The organism is Chitinophaga polysaccharea (assembly GCF_902150045.1).
Lineage (GTDB): Bacteria > Bacteroidota > Bacteroidia > Chitinophagales > Chitinophagaceae > Chitinophaga > Chitinophaga polysaccharea_A.
Map to the genome: position 1 here is coordinate 938,254 of NZ_CABFVU010000001.1, position 17,248 is coordinate 955,501.

Here is a 17,248-nt window from a genome sequence, read left to right on the forward strand (position 1 = left end):
CCTTAGTCTTTTAAAATAAATATTAATCAAATCCTGATAATCACGGTTAATAGGTTTAATCCTGAGCCAGGACAATTCCCATCGTCGAAGGCGATCCTCCCCGCTTACTTTGTGATCGTCTCTTCCATTTTGGCTTTGCCATTCTTAGCCTCCGCGTATTGCTTTGCAGCCTTGATAAAGGATACAAATACAGGAGCCGGGCTTTCCACGGTGCTTTTCAGTTCGGGGTGGAACTGTACGCCCACAAAAAACGGATGACCAGGCAGTTCTATGATTTCAACAAGGCCGCTTTCAGGGTTTTTACCGGAAAGTACCAGGCCGGCATCTTCAAACTGCTGAAGGAAGTCGTTATTGAATTCATAGCGGTGACGGTGTCTTTCGCTGATGCTGGTGCTGCCGTATATTTCAGCTGCTTTGGAACCTGGCGCCAGTTCACAGGCATAAGCGCCCAAACGCATGGTACCACCTTTTGCTGTAACTTTCTTCTGCTCTTCCATGAGGTTGATCACCGGGTGAGCGGTATCAGGGTTCATTTCCACGGAATGCGCATCTTTCCAGCCAAGTACGTTACGGGCATATTCCACCACGCTCATCTGCATTCCCAGGCAGATACCAAAGAACGGCAGTTGGTTTTCACGGGCATACCGGATAGCGGTGATCTTACCTTCAATGCCGCGGTGACCAAAGCCCGGAGCTACCAGGAGCCCGTCGAGGTTCTTCAGTTTTTCACTTACATTTTCAGGCGTAATATGTTCTGAGTGGATATTTTGTACAATTACCTTGCATTCGTTCAGGGAACCGGCATGTATAAATGACTCCAGGATAGATTTATAGGCATCCTGCAATTCCACGTATTTACCGATCAAACCGATGGTAACCTTGGATTTGGGATACTTCAGCTTATCCAGGAATTCGCGCCATTTAACCAGTTCAGGTTCTTTTTCCACGGGTAATCCCAGTCTTTTCAGTACAGACACGTCGAGTTTCTCGCGCATCATTTCCAATGGTACTTCATAGATGGTGGGAACATCGTTTGCTTCGATTACAGCATCTACCTGTACGTTACAGAACAGGGCGATCTTCTTTTTCAGGTCGCGGTACAGCGGTTCTTCTGTACGGCAAACAATAATATCGGGGTGTACGCCATATTCGCTCAGCAGGCGTACAGAGTGTTGTGTAGGTTTGGTTTTCAGCTCTTTCGCTGCGCGCAGGTACGGGATCAGTGTAAGGTGCACTACCAGGCAGTCTTCTTCACCCAGCTCCCATTGCAACTGGCGAACCGCCTCAATATAAGGGAGGGATTCGATATCGCCCACTGTACCGCCAAGTTCCGTGATAACGATGTCAAACTTGCCATCTTTACCCAGCAGGAGGATACGGCGTTTGATTTCATCTGTAATGTGAGGGATCACCTGTACGGTTTTACCCAGGTAAGCGCCTTCCCTTTCCTTGTTGATCACTGTCTGGTAAATACGGCCGGTAGTAACATTATTGGCCTGCGATGTAGGAGTATTCAAAAAACGTTCGTAGTGTCCGAGATCCAGATCGGTTTCCGCACCATCTTCCGTTACATAACATTCACCATGTTCATAAGGGTTTAATGTACCCGGATCCACATTGATATATGGATCAAATTTCTGAATAGTCACTCTAAAGCCGCGCGCCTGCAATAATTTTGCAAGTGAGGCAGCTATAATTCCTTTACCCAAAGAAGATGTAACACCTCCTGTAACGAAGATATATTTTGCCATAAAACTAAAATTCTGCTACGAATACTTGACCTATAAACGGGGAAGTGCCGGACTGCGTTTGGTGTAAAACCGATCAAGTAAACTACTTCCGAAGGTCATGCAAAGTTACACAAATTTGCTTCGCTCCCAAGTTTTTTACGGCAGCGCTTTATTTGTTTGTTAATTTTTTAGAGATTATATTTAGCTCTCATCACTGATCTGTAGCGCGTTTTAAAGAATTTTCAAGTACCGGAAATTATTTGTTAAAAACCTTTAGCCGGTGCAACGCCGCGGTAAATGCGTGCGCGACTATAAATATATAAACAGTAAATTTGCGTCCGAAATACATTAAAGATGACTTTAACGCCAAAGAGAGCCCAAGACTCGCTGATACAGATGACCGAACTGGTTTTACCGAATGATACCAATACATTCGGCAACCTTATGGGAGGCCGTTTGATGTACTGGATGGATATTGCCGCAGCACTGGCCTGCATGAAACACTGCAGCGTTCCCGTAGTAACCGCTTCCGTAGATAATATATCTTTCGAAAATCCCATTAAGCTGGGAAACGTGGTACATATTGAATCTAAAGTAAGCCGGGCCTTCAATACTTCCATGGAAGTACATATGAGGGTTTGGGGGGAAGATCCCGTACAGCAGTACCGTTATAAATCAAATGAGGCCTTCATGACCTTCGTAGCCCTGGACCCTAACGGCAATTCCCGCCCGGTACCAGGTATCATCACCGACACAGAAGAGGAAAAAAGATTATATGATGGCGCATTGCGCCGCCGCCAGCTCCGCCTGATCCTTGGTGGCAAAATGAAACCCGAGGATGCGGATGAATTAAAAGCGCTCTTCTTCGAGAAGATCTAAGCGGATTTTGTCTGACTCAGGATTATGATGATTTTGCTGATTTTATTTTTTGGAGATATAAAAAAACTAAGGGAGATATAAGCGGAATATATTTTGCTTTTTATCTCCCTTTACTATTTAAAAAAATCAGTAAAATCATCATAATCCTGAGTCAGACAAAATCCCCGCCCTCCCACTCTTTGTAGAACCGCTCCAGGAACAATTCCATAAACGCATGTCTTTCCTCTGCCAGCTTTTTACCCGTGGTAGTGTTCATCCTGTCTTTCAGCAGTAATAATTTCTCGTAGAAATGCGTGATGGTAGGAGCCGTGCTGCTCTTATACTCTTCCTTTGTCATCTGCATATTGGGTTTTACAGCAGGATCATACAGGGACCTGTTTTTGAAGCCTCCGTAATTAAAAGCCCTTGCAATACCAATAGCCCCAATGGCATCCAGCCTGTCGGCGTCCTGTACAATGGCCAGTTCTGCAGAAAAAAAGGTCCGTTCCTGGTTACCGCCCTTAAAAGAAATATGACGGATAATATTTTCCACCCGTACAATTATATCCGCCGGTACTTCCAGCGTTTGCAGGAACGCTGTTGCTTTTGCGGGACCAATATCTTCGTTGCCGTTATGAAATTTTGAATCTGCTATGTCGTGCAGCAGGGCGCCCAGCTCTACTACCAGCACATTGGCGGTTTCTGCTGCGGCAATATGTTTTGCCTGTTGCCATACCCTGTAAATATGCCACCAGTCGTGGCCCCCTTCTGCTCCCTGTAATTCCTCTTTTACAAAATTCACCGTTGCGGTGATAACCTGTTCGTGATGTATCATAGGTGCAATGATATTAATTTTCAGGAAGACAGAAACATGAAAAACAATACGGTTTCCCCGGGCGTTATGTAAGTATGTTACAGGCTAAACGAATTTATGAGGATTATGAGGATACCGATGGCTACCGGATCCTGGTAGACCGGCTCTGGCCACGGGGTATTTCAAAGGAGCGCGCCCATATCGACGAATGGGCAAAAGAAATAGCTCCCAGCAATGAACTGCGCGAATGGTTTCACCATGATCCAACGCGGTTTGCTGAATTCAAAACAAAATATAAACATGAATTACAGGAGAAAAGTGAATTGTTGGCCGCCATCAAAAAGAGGGCAAAACGGCAACGGGTAACTTTACTATACGGGGCTAAAGACGAAACACACAACCAGGCACAGGTACTGCTGGAGTTGCTGAAAAAATAATTATACACCTTCGCTTTCCGGCTTCACCAATACCTCGGTGATGCTGTTGAGCTTCTTTACTTTACTGGCAAAATCACCGCTCAGTTTTTCGCGGATCAGCGACAGTTTATTCAGTACTTCATCGAGGGTATCGGGAATGGCTTCCTGTAGTACCTGCTTCAGGCGCTTGGCAATGGTGGGCGATTTACCATTGGTAGAGATAGCAATTTTCAGGTTGCCCTTTTTTACAATTGAGCCCAGGTAAAAATCACAAAGCTCCGGGGTATCCGCCACATTGATCAGCACCTTGCTGCATTTGGCTTTTTCCCAGATGTGGTAATTAAACTCCCTGTTGTTGGTAGCGGCAATCACCAGGTCTTTTCCCAGGAGGTCGCCACATGAAAATGATTTCTGAACAAGGGTGATATTGGGATACTGGTGCGTTAACGCTTCCAGCTCAGGCAAAAAATCCAATGACACTACTGTAATAGTTGCATCTGCGCAATTTTCCAGCATGGCATTGGCTTTCTCCAGTCCGATATTACCACCGCCTACAACGAGTACGTGCAAACGGTGTAATTTGAAAAACACCGGGAATAAATGATTCTCTTCCATTATACGGCAATTTTTAGTTCTTCTGACACCTTGTTCTTCAGGGCCTGGAAAGCTTCGTGGAAGCTTACCACCTCACCTATTACCAGAACAGCAGGATTGTGCAGATCGTGCGTAGCGGCTATTTCCAGCAGATCGGCTACATTACCCACTCCCATTTTCTGGGTAGGAAGCGTACCGTTCTGGATAATAGCGGCAGGGGTTTCCCCTTTTCCTGCTGCGCTGTAGATCCCTGCAATTTCTGCCAGTTTGCTCATCCCCATCAGTACAATCACTGTAGTATTGGCCCTGATGGCATGATCCAGGTCGCGGGATAAATTCCCGTTCTGTGTGTTACCGGTGATCACCCAAAACCCCTCGCTTACATTACGTGCGGTAACGGGGATCTTGTTCACACCCGGAACAGAGATCGCACTGGAAATACCGGGAATCACTTCCGCGGTAATTCCAAACTGCTGTGCAAAGGCTATTTCCTCCTGGCCACGGCCAAATACAAAGGAGTCGCCTCCTTTTAAGCGGACAACGCTGCCATAAGTTAATGCATATTTTACAATCATCCTGTTTATTTCGTCCTGGGAGTATACATGCATACCTGCACGCTTACCCACAAAACGGCGAAGGCAGTTAGCCGGCGCATGGTCCAGCAATTCGTTGCTGGACAATGCGTCATAAAGGATTACCCTGGCGTTTTGAATAGCCTTTAACCCTTTAACAGTGATCAGTTCCGGATCACCTGGGCCTGCACCTATCAATGTGAGTTTGGGTTGTATCTTTTGCATGAGTGGTTGTGTTTTTGATAAATAAATAATTAAGCCTGTACCAGTTCGCTGGCTTTCTGACGGTATACCTGTGCAGCGTTATAAAATGACTGCGCCTGCTGGAAATAGGTTTTTGCAAAATTTTCCGTAGGCTCGTTACCGTTAATCTGCAACACAACTGATTTAAAGTCGGGCTCAAAGCTGAATTTACCGGTAGCCACAAAATGTTTATCGAAATCGTTGATGATACCGATTTGTGTATTGCCGCTTATTGCTTCACCGAGTAACAGTGCTTTTGCACCCTGTACAAAGGAAGAGTAAGCATGGTAAATACCATCTGAGTAGGCTCCTTTAATGATGGCCGCGCTGCTCAGCTCCAGTTTCTCTTCTGCTTCCAGCAGCAGGGTAGCTACCAGGTCGATGATCACGCCGGCACATTCGCCAACGCCGATAGCAGTAGCATAATCCTGTGCCTGACCCCAGTCAACAAAGTCGCCCGCTGTGAGGGAGCTCAGATCAGCCAGTGGTTTCAGCAGTTCATAAAAATACTTTTCCCCCTGGCGGTCATAATATTCATTGAACAGTTCATTTTCGCCGGCGTTGATTTCGTAGTCGTGCAGTAAGCTGCGCAATACATCCGGACCACGGCGGCTGGGTACTTTGATCACCTTGTCTGCCACACGGCCAACGCCATCGCCTACAATACCGCCACCAAGCAGTACCTGCAGGGCGGGAAGCACTTTACCTCCGCTTTTCATGGAGCTGCCATGGAAACCGATGCTGGCAATACCGTGCTGACCGCAGGAGTTCATACATCCGCTGATCTTTATTTTGATGTCTTTATTATAAACGAGGTCGGGGAATTCCCCGGTGATCACATCTTCCAGCACTTTGGCAATGCCTGTGCTGCTGGAGATACCGAGGTTGCAGGTATCGGTACCGGGGCAGGCGGTGATATCCGCGATGCTGTCGAACCCGGGCTCTGCAAAGCCAGCTTCTTCCAATACACTGTAAACATAGGGAAGATTTGCCGGTGAGATGTATTTCAGCAACAGGCCCTGGTTGGCGGTTACACGCACATCATCTGCTATTACCGGGCGCAGGGCTTCGATGAGTTTGCGGCTCACAGCTGAACCGATATTACCCAGCGTTATTTTAACATAAGCGGCAATGTATCCTTTTTGTTTTTGTTCGAAGGTGTTGGTGGTTTTCCAGGCTTCGTACTTTTTAGGATCCTTGATGCTGTAAGCCGGTACCGGCGCTGGTGGAGGCGGTGTGGTAGCCTGCCATGCATCCGCATCCACCGGTACGCTTTTTACTTTTATGGCTTTGTATTCTTCTTTGATAAGGCGCTCAAATTCCTCCATGCCTATTTTCTGGATGAGGAATTTCATGCGAGCCTTATTCCTGCTGGTTCTTTCGCCGTAGCGATCAAATACGCGCAGTACGTTTTCTATATATGGGATGACCTGGTCTGTTTCCAAGAATTCGTATACCACTTTAGCGAGAAAGGGTTGTGCGCCCAAACCGCCGCCTACCAATACTTTAAAGCCACGCACTTCCTTCCCGTCGATGATCTTTACTTTAGGGATCATGCCAAAGTCGTGCATAAATGACCAGGCCGTATCCTTTTCAGAAGAGGAGAAAGAGATCTTGATCTTACGGCCCATTTCCTGGCTTACAGGGTTGCGCAGGAAATAGCGGAATGTGGCATCTGCATAAGGCGTCACATCAAATGGTTCATCCGGATCAATGCCTGCGCGGTCGGATGCCGTAACATTACGAACGGTATTTCCGCAGGCCTCACGGATGGTGATACCATCTTCTTCCAGTTTGGACCATAATTCAGGCGTCCTGTCGAGGCTCACGTAGTGGATTTGTATATCCTGGCGGGTAGTGAGGTGCAGGTTGCTGGTAGCATATTCATCAGATACTTCGGTAATGCGGTGCCATTGCTGCAGGGTCATTTTACCGTATGGCAGTTTGATACGGATCATCTGCACGCCGGGCTGACGCTGACCATAAATACCTCTGGCCAGGCGGAGACTACGGAATTTTTCGTCGGTCACAGCGCCCTCGCGGAACAGGCGGATCTTCTTCTCCAGGTCTATAATATCTTGTTCAACAATTGGATTTTCTAGTTCTGTTCTGAAGCTTTGCATAAAAAGTATTTTCAGGTGGTGGTAAAAAGCAATTTTGTTCTGGTTGGGGGTGTTGGTCGTTTTTTAGCATCAAAAAGCCCCCGGTATATTTTCGGAGGCCTTGTATAATGTTGATTTACAGTAATGTGATCACTGATCTTCCATATTACACGCGCCTCATGGGTGTTGATGAACAACAACTGTTTTTGTGACAATTCTTTCTATCATTACCCATATTCCCTATAATTTTAGTAGAGTAATACAAAGATATAAATGCAGGGCATCTTTCCAAAACTTTTTTCCACATTCAATAAGGTCCAAAAAAAGAGGGAAATTGGCAGAAACAGCAGGTTTACAGCAGCATAAGGGATGTAAACCCTGGTCCGGAAGGGATTTGAGCCTATCCGGTTATGAGCCGCCGCAGCAGGCGTGATAACCAAAGTTTATGGCGTATAACTTATTGTTATGGGAGCGACGGAATGAATGGCGCCCCGGGGGCAGACGTTTACCTGGTCCTGGGGAATCAGGGCTGTTTTTAACAGTTACACCTCAATGACGGTGGGGTATTGCTTTGCATTGGCTGCCATCTCCTCCCATAACTTCTTATCTTTGCCGCGCATAAACGGAAAACATATGATAGATACGGTAATATTTGACATGGATGGCCTGTTGATCGACTCAGAACCTTTATGGGGCATTGCCATGCGGGAAGTGTTTGCTACGGTAGGGGTGAACCTTTCTCCTGAGCTAACGCATTTAACCACTGGTCTGCGCACCAAAGAGGTGGTAAGTTACTGGCATAATTACTATAAATGGGAAGGAAAAAGTGCCGAGCAGGTGGTAAATGAGATCATCGACAGCGTGATCCATAAGATCAGAACAGAAGGGCATCCCATGGAGGGTTTACAGTATATCCTTCAGTTTTTCCGTGAGAAAGGGTTCAAAATGGGGCTGGCATCTTCTTCGCCGCTTCGCCTGATCAATGCAGCATTGGAACATTTGCAGATAAAAGACGCGTTTCAGGCGGTATATTCTGCCGAGTTTGAAGATTATGGTAAACCGCATCCTGCCGTATACCTGGCCTGTGCCAAAGCGTTGGGAAGCGACCCGCTGGACTGTATTGCTTTTGAGGATTCTGTGACGGGAATGACCGCTGCCAAGGCAGCAAGAATGACCACAGTGGTGGTTCCTGAAGCGCACAACCGTCATGATCCGAGGTATGCACTGGCCAATATGAAACTGGACAGCTTGCTGGAATTTAATGATGCAAGGCTGGAGCTGTTAAGAAAATAAGATAATTATAGGCTATAAGCGTGCTATAATGATGAAATTGCTATAAGAGGCTGTATCATAACTAACTTAATGGGTGTGAGAATCGCATATACGAAAATTTTCTCCACCCGGTATCCAAGTAAAATCGGGTAAAAGTTATTTATGATACAGCCTCTTTGTTTTCCAGGTGCACCTGTTTTAATAGGTATTTCTTGTAATGTACCAGTTTTCAGCGCCTGTTGGATCTATATACCAGATACCTTCGATCCAGTAGCTGGTTCTGTTGCCATAAACATTCTGATAGCCTCTGAATACAAAATTTACAGTTCTTACATTGGAAGAGGCATTTGGTGTAAGGGTGTGCTGAGTTTCTTCCTGCATGTATACGCCAGGGGTATTGCTCTGGATGTTACCGTCAATCAGATGGTTATCCGTGTCATCGAACAACAGGGAGATCTTAAGGGAATGATAAGGGCTGTTGGCAAAATTAAAAAAATAAGTCTTGGTTACAACAGCGAAAGGTTTCATTACTATAGGCTTCCAAACTTTTGCAGGAGCAGCGGCGGAAGAAGTTGTTTTTGCCATAGCAGGCAATACGGTAAACAGGGCGGCAGCAAGTAACATGCTACAGGTAATACGGATTGTTTTCATAAATACTATAATTTATAATTAAAGAAAAACGTGGAATAACCTGAAGGTTTTACTGGTAATTACATAACGAGGGCAAAGCCATAGTTATCAGGGTTCATGTTGTGAATTATTCTGTTTAAAATGAGGGTATGGTTTATCAAGCAGCAACGGGGTATTCTCTACAGCAAACAAATTAGATAAATAGTTTACTATTTCAAATTTTTTGCGGGGAATAATTTAACAAGACAAATTACAGGCAAAAAAAATCCCGCTGCCTTTGCAGGAGCGGGATTTATTATTTAATGAAACCGGATCTTACTGCGCGCTTTTTTCTTCGCCGCCTTCAGATTGTTTCAGTTTTTCTCTCAGTTCAGCTAAAGCGCCGAGATCACCTAAAGTAGCTTTTTCAACTTTACCCTGGATGTTTTTCACAGCCTTACGGGTTTTGTCAGCTTCTTCTTTCTTCTCTCTAACAACAGCTTGTTTTTCTTCAGCCTGAGCTTTTTCCCAAACGCGGGTGTGAGAAACCAGGATACGTTTTTCGCTGCGATCGAATTCGATGATCATGAATTCTTTCACATCTTCTACGTTGATTGGTTTTTCATCTTCAGTTCTCAGGTGACGTGCAGGAGCGTATGCTTCCAGACCGTATTGGAGCTGAACGGTAGCACCTTTATCATCTTTCTTCACAACAGTACCTTCGTGGATAGAGTTGATCGGGAAGATAGTTTCAAAAGTGTTCCATGGATCTTCTTCGATCTGTTTGTGACCGAGGCTCAGTTTACGGTTGTCTTTATCAATACCCAGGATCACTACATCTATTTCGTTACCTACTTTAGTGTATTCAGAAGGGTGGTTGAAACGTTTGATCCAGCTCAGGTCAGAGATGTGGATCATACCGCCGATACCGGTTTCCAGTTCAACGAAAACGCCATAAGGAGTGATGTTCTTCACGATACCTTTGTGACGGCTTTCAACCGGGAATTTGGTTTCGATAGTAGACCATGGATCTTCTGTCAGTTGCTTGATAGACAGGCTCATTTTGCGTTCTTCCTTGCTCAGGGTAACTACAACGGCTTCGTATTCTTCTCCTAATTTGAAGAATTCCTTAGCGTTAATAGGCGTAGAAGCCCATGAGATTTCAGATACGTGAACCAAACCTTCCACACCTGGCATGATTTCCAGGAATGCACCGTAATCTTCGATGTTCACAACTTTACCTTTCACTTTAGCACCTTCGGTGATAGTAGCTGGTAAAGTATCCCACGGATGCGGGGTCAGTTGTTTGTAGCCCAGGCTTATGCGACGTTTTTCGTCGTCGAAGTCAAGCACAACAACGTTGATTTTCTGATCCATCTGCAGTACTTCGCTCGGATGGGAGATACGGCCCCAGCTGATATCGGTGATATACAGCAAACCGTCCAGACCACCCAGATCGATGAACGCACCGAAGTCGGTGATATTTTTGATAGTACCTTCCAGCACCTGGCCTTTTTCCAGTTTGCTGATGATATCCACTCTCTGTTGTTCGATATCGCTTTCGATGAGCGCTTTGTGGGAAACAACGGCGTTGCGGATGGTTTCGTTTACTTTCACCACCTTGAACTCCATAGTTTTGCCTACAAACTGGTCGTAATCTGTAACTGGTTTCACATCGATCTGAGAACCCGGCAGGAATGTTTCCATACCGTATACATCTACGATCAGGCCGCCTTTGGTTTTGCTGGTAACGGTACCGGTAACCACTTCGCCTGTTTTGTAAACTTCCACGATCTTTTCCCATGCACGTTTCTGGCGGGCCTGTTTACGGCTCAGGTGCAGGTTGCCATCGCGGTCTTCTTTTTCCACTACCAGTACTTCTACTTCGTCGCCGATCTTCAGACCTGGTAAATCACGGAATTCGTTCAGGGAGATCAGGCCATCAGATTTGAAACCGATGTTGATCACCACATCTGTGTTGGTTAAACCTACAACAGTACCAGTCAGCAGGCTGTTTTCTTCAAACACCTTGAAAGTGCTGTCATAAGTCTGGTCGTACTTTTCTTTTTCTTCTTTGCTGTAAGAAGAAACGTTACGTTTGTCAACGCTCCAGTCGAAATCGTCGTGTGCAGTTTCAACTTTTGCTACAGGTGCCTTTGGTGTCGCTGTTTCAACCGCAGCTGTTGCTTGCGGAGCCTGTTGTTCAGCGTTTTGTTCGTTAGAAATGTTGTTTTCGCTCATAAAAAATTTAAAATTTTACCCGGAATACCCGGATACCCTGTTTTATGGGACGGCAAAAATACGAAAAAATACCCGTTTATACGTATTTTTATTGAAGAAAATCAACGTTCGCTGCGGTATGGAACGGTATTTTCAGATATTTTTAAAATGTATTATTAATATTTTTATTACGATAAAAAATTAAACTGCATAAACGGGCATTTTTTTTGACGCGGGAAGAACCGGCAGCCGGATTAATTGTTGTTAACAGGAGATGGGAAGGTGATATTCATTTGCAGTGAACGCGCTTATTTTTCCTTCATTCAAAATGTTAATTACAATTATTAAATCCCGGATTTTATTTTAATTTGTATATATGAACGGGACCTCATTTCAATCGGATATTCGCTACTGGCTAAGGCAAGGAAACACAGTCAATCATCTGCTTTTCTGGAATATCGTCGTTTTCCTGGGATTAAATATTCTGCGACTTATTGCGTTCATCACCAAACAGCCCGCTCCTTTTGACTGGACCTACGAGCAACTGGCCATGAACGTGCCGCTGGGCGCATTTATACTAAAGCCCTGGGGATTGGTTACTTACATGTTTACCCACGTAGCGATCTTCCATGCTCTTTTTAATATGATCAACCTATACTGGTTTGGTAACCTGTTCAGGGATTTCCTTGGCAACAAGCGGGTGCTGCCCCTTTACCTGCTGGGCGGTATAGCCGGCGGGTTATTGTACCTGCTGAGCGCCAGTCTTTTCCCCGGGTATGTAGGTAGTTCCATGGTAGGCGCTTCCGCCGCCATCATGTGTATCCTGGTGGCTTCCGCTACCCTGATGCCCAATTTCGAGATCGGCCTCATGTTCCTGGGCAGCGTAAAACTGAAATGGCTGGCCTTGGGCCTGGTGCTGCTTGGACTGATCTCCATTCCCGATGGGAATATCGGCGGGTTGATCTCCCATATGGGAGGCTCCCTGCTCGGCTTCCTTTATATACGTATCCTGCAGGCGGGCACCGACCTGTGTCAGCCCCTGATATGGCTGTTTGATTTCAACAACCGCCGCCAGCAACGGCCTGTTACCCGTAAATTCAAACCCAAAAAATCACCGCTGAAAGTGGTGAAAAAAACGGAAGATAAAGACCCTTCCAGGCTGGATCAACTGCTGGATAAAATCAATGAGAGAGGTTACAACAGTCTCAGTGCAGAAGAAAAAGCATGGCTGGACAAAGTGAGCAAAGAAAACTGATTAACTTTGTTCTTTAATTCCGTTATTCTAACACATGAAAACATTCAACGTCCCGGTTATATATCGCAGCCCGCTGATCAGCGCCATTAAAAACCAGCGCAAACAGCAGGACCGCATGAAAAAGGACTTCAGCCCCACTGAGCTTGATTTTGGGCCCATCCGGATTTTACTGGCCAGGCATTTCGGGTTCTGTTACGGCGTGGAAAACGCCATCGAAATTGCCTTTAAAACAGTGGAGGAAAACCCCGGCAAGCGGATCTTCCTACTTAGTGAAATGATCCATAACCCGCATGTGAACAACGACCTGCTGGATCGCGGCGTTCAGTTTATTATGGATACGGCAGGCAAACAGCTGGTTCCCTGGGAAAGCCTGCAACCAGATGATATTGTGATCATCCCTGCCTTTGGCACTACCCTTGAAACCGAACAGCAACTGTCTTCTCTGGGTATTGAACCGCTTAAATACAACACTACCTGCCCTTTTGTGGAAAGGGTATGGAATAAAGCCGACCAGATCGGCAAAAAGAACTATACCGTAATAGTACACGGCAAACCCAAACACGAGGAAACCAGGGCTACCTTTTCACATAGCGCCTCCGGTACCCCTACCGTGGTGGTAAAAGATATTAAAGAAGCGGAACTGCTGGCAGAATTCATTACCGGCCAACGCGCTCCCGCAGAGTTCAATACCCTTTTCAAAGGCCAGTACTCACCGGGCTTTAACCCGGTTACCGACCTTCAACGGGTAGGCGTAGTAAATCAGACTACTATGCTGGCTACCGAAACACAGGCTATTGCCGACTATATCCGGCAGGTGATGATCACGCATTTCCAGCTTACGGAAGCCACAGCAGGAGAACGGTTTGCAGATACCCGCGATACGCTCTGCTATGCTACAAACGACAACCAGACTGCCGTTACCGGTATGTTACAGGAACCGGCCGACCTGGCGATCGTGGTAGGGGGATACAACAGTTCCAACACATCGCATCTCGTGGAACTGTGCGAAGAAAGGCTGCCTACTTATTTTATTTCATCTCCCGAAAAAATACTATCCGCAAACGCTATCAACCACTGGGACTTTCATCATAAAGAAGAGATCAGCCATGATAGTTTTTTACCGGAAAAAGAAAAGGTGACCATCCTGCTCACCAGTGGCGCATCCTGCCCGGATGCCCTTGTGGAAGGAGTAATACGCCGGCTGCTTTCCTTTTACCAACTGGAGCATAAAGCAGATGAAATGGCTATAATTGATTAAAATCAGCCATCTGTATAACACTGGCTTAAAAATCATCATAACAAAAAAGACACCTGATGGTGTCTTTTTTCTTTGGGGCTAATCACGCTAGTAATGCAGAGTATAAAATCTTTATATTGTGGTTATATTGAAATCGTAATTCAAAAATAGCTTATCTGCAATATGCCCGCAATAGCCATTTATTATATGGTAGGTTATTAGTCATAACTGGCATAAAAACGAATAAAATCGGAATGCCGCTTTTAAGAATCCGCTGAGAATCACTACTTAAAACTGCATGGCCTTTTTCAGGAAGTCTGCTTTGCGTCTTCTGGACACTTCTACCTGCGTACCATCACTCATGAGCGCAAACCCTCCCTCGCCCTGGATATAAGACTGCATCTGCTGCATATTTATCAGGTGGGAATTGTGTACCCGGAAGAAATCCACATCAGACAACAACTCTTCAAACTCTTTCAGCGGGCGGGATACCATCAGGTTTTTCTTATCGGTAAAAAAGATACGGGTATAGTTACCGGTAGATTCGCAACGCACAATGTTCTGCACGGGCATAAACACCAGGCCGTTAATAGTGGGCAGGGCAATTTTCTTATGGGTTTGCTGCATGATTTTCATGTTCTGCAGAAACACCTCCATGGGTGATATGCCCTGGTCTTTATGCCTGTTTAATTTCTTCTCCCTGCATTTTTCCAACGCATCCTGTAATTCCTTTACGCTGAAGGGTTTCAGCAGGTAATCCAGTGCATTGAACTTAATTGCTTTGAGGGCGTATTGTTCATACGCAGTGGTAAAAATAACGTCAAAGTATACCTTATCAAATAATTTCAGCAGCTCAAACCCGTTCTGATAAGGCATTTCCACATCCAGAAATACCAGGTCCGGCTGCAGGTCGTCTATCAGCACTTTTGCTTCCCTTACGCTTTTGGCTGTGCCGGTCACCTGAACACCGGGACATTTTTTTTCCAGCATCGTTTGTAATGCATCAATGCAGTGTTGCTCATCATCAATGATGATAGCTTTTATTTCGCTCATACAAGTAGCTTTTGTAGCTGTTAGCTATCAGCTGTTTTAGGTTTATCAGTGGGTAAATTAAAATATAAATTCCGCAGGTAAAATGATGGTCACCTTTGTACCAGTGGCCTTTCCAGACTCATCTTCAAGATCTGTGACAGTTACCTTTGCTTCTTTGTTATTGATTTTCCGGATCAGGTCTATCCTGCCTTCCGTTACTTTCATGCCTACAGAATTATGCAGCCGTCCCTTCTTATCTTTTATTTCCATTGCTTTCTTCCTGCCTATTCCGTTGTCTGTGATGGTACATACCAGGCTTCTTTTTTGTAACACGATTTCAATATCCAGCAGGCCCTTTTCATCCGGGTGCTTGTGTACAAGTCCATGCCAGATGGCGTTTTCCACATATGGTTGTAATATCATAGGGGGTATCAGCACTTCTTCGTCGTTAATTTCCGCATCTATCAGGAACCGGTATTCAAAGATGCCGTTACAACGCAATGATTCCAGGTCAAGATACAACCTTAATGACTCCAATTCCTTATTTAGTGTAACAAAAGTATGTTGGGTGTTATCAAGGATGAGGCGCATCAGCCGGGAGAACTTGGTCAGGTAATCAGATGCCTCCTCCTGGTTATTGCTCCAGATATACCGGTGGATGGAACTGAGAGAATTAAAGATGAAATGTGGGTTCATCTGGGAGCGCAGCGAACGCAGCTCCAGTTGCAGGGTTCGTTTATTGGCCTTCAGGTTGCGGTGGCGGATATAAAAAAGGCCACCCACAATGGCCATCAGCAGGAATGCCGCCAGGGCAAAGGTGATCACCACATTACGTTTGGTACGCAGCTCTCCCACCATTTTATCATGCTCAAGATTGCGGATCTGGTTATCTTTCCGGTCTACCTCATAAATGGTTTGCATCTGGGTAAGGGCCATGGCCGACTTTTCGTCGAGGATACTGTCTTTATAGAGCAGTGATCTGTCAGTGGCTTCCAGCGATTTTTTAAACTCCCCGCTTTCTTTGAAATCAGCAGCCAATGCCTTGTAAGCATCCATCAGCATGGCTTTAAAGCCCCAGAAAGTGCTGATGTCTATCGACTGCATAATGTTTTTCCGTGCTTCGTCGTGCTTTCCCTGTGCGCTAAGCAGCTTGCCTATACTTAAATAGCTTTCCGCCACATGTACCTTGTCATCTACCTTATCATTTACTTCCAGCGCTTTTTTCAGGTATTCCATAGCGGCCGCATAGTCTTTTTTTTCCTTGTAGGCAGCACCGAGGGCGTTATAACATATGGCCATACCAATTGGCCGGTCCATTTTCTGGTTGATGGCAAGGGAACGTTTATGATACTGAATAGCCATGTCCAGTTTATTCAGGCCCTGGTAAGCGAATCCGAGGTTGCCGAGATTAATGGCTACCCCCAGCTGGTTGTTGCTTTTCTCTTCCAGTTCGAGGGCATGGGTAAAGTGCGTGATGGCATCTTCATATTTTTCCGTGGAAAGCTGGATATTTCCAATACTGTTGGTGGCCACACAAACGTTGCGGATATCATTGATCTTTTCAGCAAGGATCAGGGCTTTTACGTGGTAGTCAAATGCCTTTTGCAGTTTATCCTGCCGGCGGCAATCCACCCCTGCATTATTCAGTGAGAATACGATGAGAAAAGTATCTCTTGCCTCTTCTGCGGCTTTGAGGGCTTTTTCGTGGTAGTCCTCAGCAATAATGTACAATGATCTATTCCGTTTTGCAGTGCCCAGTTCATTGTAAGCCTGCGATACTCCTTTAGGATATTTAAGCTGGAGTGATAAAGTAAGCGCTTCCTGCCAGAAGGGGTTTTCTATTTTATGCGTTTCAAAGAAGCGGTTGTTCTGTCCACCTTTTTTCAGCAGTGCTGATACTTTGCCGGTGTCTGAAGGAAGCCGGTGTACTGAGTCGAGCTGTTTGTATATACGCAGGGAGTCCTGGGCTATCGCCGTAAAACAGGCCCCCGACAGGAGCAAGTATAGAAAACATACACCTCTTATAGACATTGGCCGGTCTGTGTGACTACACAATTTAAAAAAGAATTACGAATAACATGTAGCGATTTAAAGATATCCGGTTAAACGGGGATAACGCTATAGGCCATTATATGCACTGACAATCAAAAGGTTCAAAAAAGCGAAAGGGCGAAAGAATTCGCCCCTTCTTCCTATTAACCGAATACACCTACTGAAAATATGGAACGGCTATGGCGTGCCATGCCATCCCACATTACCTTTAAATGTCTGCCGGCAGCGGTTATACCGGAACA

The 17,248-nt window shown here is 45.5% G+C and carries 14 protein-coding genes; 5 read left to right on the forward strand and 9 right to left on the reverse strand.

Going from position 1 to position 17,248, the window contains the following annotated elements; all coding sequences use genetic code 11:
• Positions 1-104: 104 nt before the first annotated feature.
• Positions 105-1,751, reverse strand: coding sequence for a CTP synthase (pyrG, locus tag FN124_RS03840; RefSeq protein ID WP_142683458.1), 1,647 nt, complete (start codon positions 1,749-1,751; stop codon positions 105-107).
• A gap of 333 nt (positions 1,752-2,084) precedes the next feature.
• Here pyrG and FN124_RS03845 point away from each other — a divergent pair, with 333 nt between their 5' ends.
• On the forward strand, positions 2,085-2,609 hold the full coding sequence (locus FN124_RS03845) for an acyl-CoA thioesterase (RefSeq protein ID WP_142683459.1): 525 nt from the start codon (positions 2,085-2,087) through the stop codon (positions 2,607-2,609).
• A 151-nt stretch (positions 2,610-2,760) separates the two neighbouring features.
• Here FN124_RS03845 and FN124_RS03850 read toward each other — a convergent pair whose 3' ends face one another.
• On the reverse strand, positions 2,761-3,423 hold the full coding sequence (locus tag FN124_RS03850) for an HD domain-containing protein (protein ID WP_142683460.1): 663 nt from the start codon (positions 3,421-3,423) through the stop codon (positions 2,761-2,763).
• Between the two features lie 74 nt (positions 3,424-3,497).
• Here FN124_RS03850 and FN124_RS03855 point away from each other — a divergent pair, with 74 nt between their 5' ends.
• Positions 3,498-3,839 (forward strand): DUF488 domain-containing protein, encoded by a 342-nt coding sequence (locus tag FN124_RS03855; protein ID WP_142683461.1) that lies wholly within the window; start codon positions 3,498-3,500, stop codon positions 3,837-3,839.
• On the opposite strand, the gene FN124_RS03860 is transcribed toward FN124_RS03855, so the two are convergent.
• The 3 genes from FN124_RS03860 to FN124_RS03870 are packed head-to-tail and all read right to left on the reverse strand — an operon-like array spanning position 3,840 to position 7,350.
• Positions 3,840-4,433, reverse strand: a complete 594-nt coding sequence (locus FN124_RS03860; protein WP_142683462.1) for a precorrin-2 dehydrogenase/sirohydrochlorin ferrochelatase family protein — start codon at positions 4,431-4,433, stop codon at positions 3,840-3,842.
• Positions 4,433-5,209, reverse strand: a complete 777-nt coding sequence (gene cobA, locus FN124_RS03865; protein WP_079469057.1) for a uroporphyrinogen-III C-methyltransferase — start codon at positions 5,207-5,209, stop codon at positions 4,433-4,435. The genes FN124_RS03860 and cobA overlap by 1 nt, the downstream gene beginning before the upstream one ends.
• Before the next feature lie 29 nt (positions 5,210-5,238).
• Positions 5,239-7,350, reverse strand: coding sequence for a ferredoxin-like domain-containing protein (locus FN124_RS03870; protein ID WP_142683463.1), 2,112 nt, complete (start codon positions 7,348-7,350; stop codon positions 5,239-5,241).
• Between the two features lie 612 nt (positions 7,351-7,962).
• Between FN124_RS03870 and hxpB the strand changes: the two genes are divergently transcribed.
• Positions 7,963-8,622, forward strand: coding sequence for a hexitol phosphatase HxpB (hxpB, locus tag FN124_RS03875; protein ID WP_142683464.1), 660 nt, complete (start codon positions 7,963-7,965; stop codon positions 8,620-8,622).
• Positions 8,623-8,799: 177 nt separating this feature from the next.
• On the opposite strand, the gene FN124_RS03880 is transcribed toward hxpB, so the two are convergent.
• Together FN124_RS03880 and rpsA are read right to left on the reverse strand one after the other, a co-directional pair.
• Positions 8,800-9,252, reverse strand: coding sequence for a hypothetical protein (locus tag FN124_RS03880; protein ID WP_142683465.1), 453 nt, complete (start codon positions 9,250-9,252; stop codon positions 8,800-8,802).
• Positions 9,253-9,546: 294 nt separating this feature from the next.
• Entirely contained in the window at positions 9,547-11,451 is a 1,905-nt protein-coding gene (rpsA, locus tag FN124_RS03885; RefSeq protein ID WP_142683466.1) for a 30S ribosomal protein S1, read from the reverse strand.
• A gap of 355 nt (positions 11,452-11,806) precedes the next feature.
• Here rpsA and FN124_RS03890 point away from each other — a divergent pair, with 355 nt between their 5' ends.
• Positions 11,807-12,685, forward strand: coding sequence for a rhomboid family intramembrane serine protease (locus tag FN124_RS03890; protein WP_142683467.1), 879 nt, complete (start codon positions 11,807-11,809; stop codon positions 12,683-12,685).
• 34 nt (positions 12,686-12,719) lie between these two features.
• The gene (locus FN124_RS03895) at positions 12,720-13,943 is read left to right on the forward strand and encodes a 4-hydroxy-3-methylbut-2-enyl diphosphate reductase (protein ID WP_142683468.1); all 1,224 of its coding nucleotides are present in this window, start codon (positions 12,720-12,722) and stop codon (positions 13,941-13,943) included.
• A 267-nt stretch (positions 13,944-14,210) separates the two neighbouring features.
• Here the strand turns inward: FN124_RS03895 and FN124_RS03900 are convergent, their stop codons facing one another.
• Both FN124_RS03900 and FN124_RS03905 read right to left on the reverse strand, forming a co-directional pair.
• Positions 14,211-14,975: a LytR/AlgR family response regulator transcription factor gene (locus FN124_RS03900; protein WP_142683469.1), complete on the reverse strand. Its 765-nt coding sequence runs from the start codon at positions 14,973-14,975 to the stop codon at positions 14,211-14,213.
• A gap of 57 nt (positions 14,976-15,032) precedes the next feature.
• On the reverse strand, positions 15,033-16,985 hold the full coding sequence (locus tag FN124_RS03905; protein WP_142683470.1) for a tetratricopeptide repeat-containing sensor histidine kinase: 1,953 nt from the start codon (positions 16,983-16,985) through the stop codon (positions 15,033-15,035).
• Positions 16,986-17,248 lie beyond the last annotated feature (263 nt).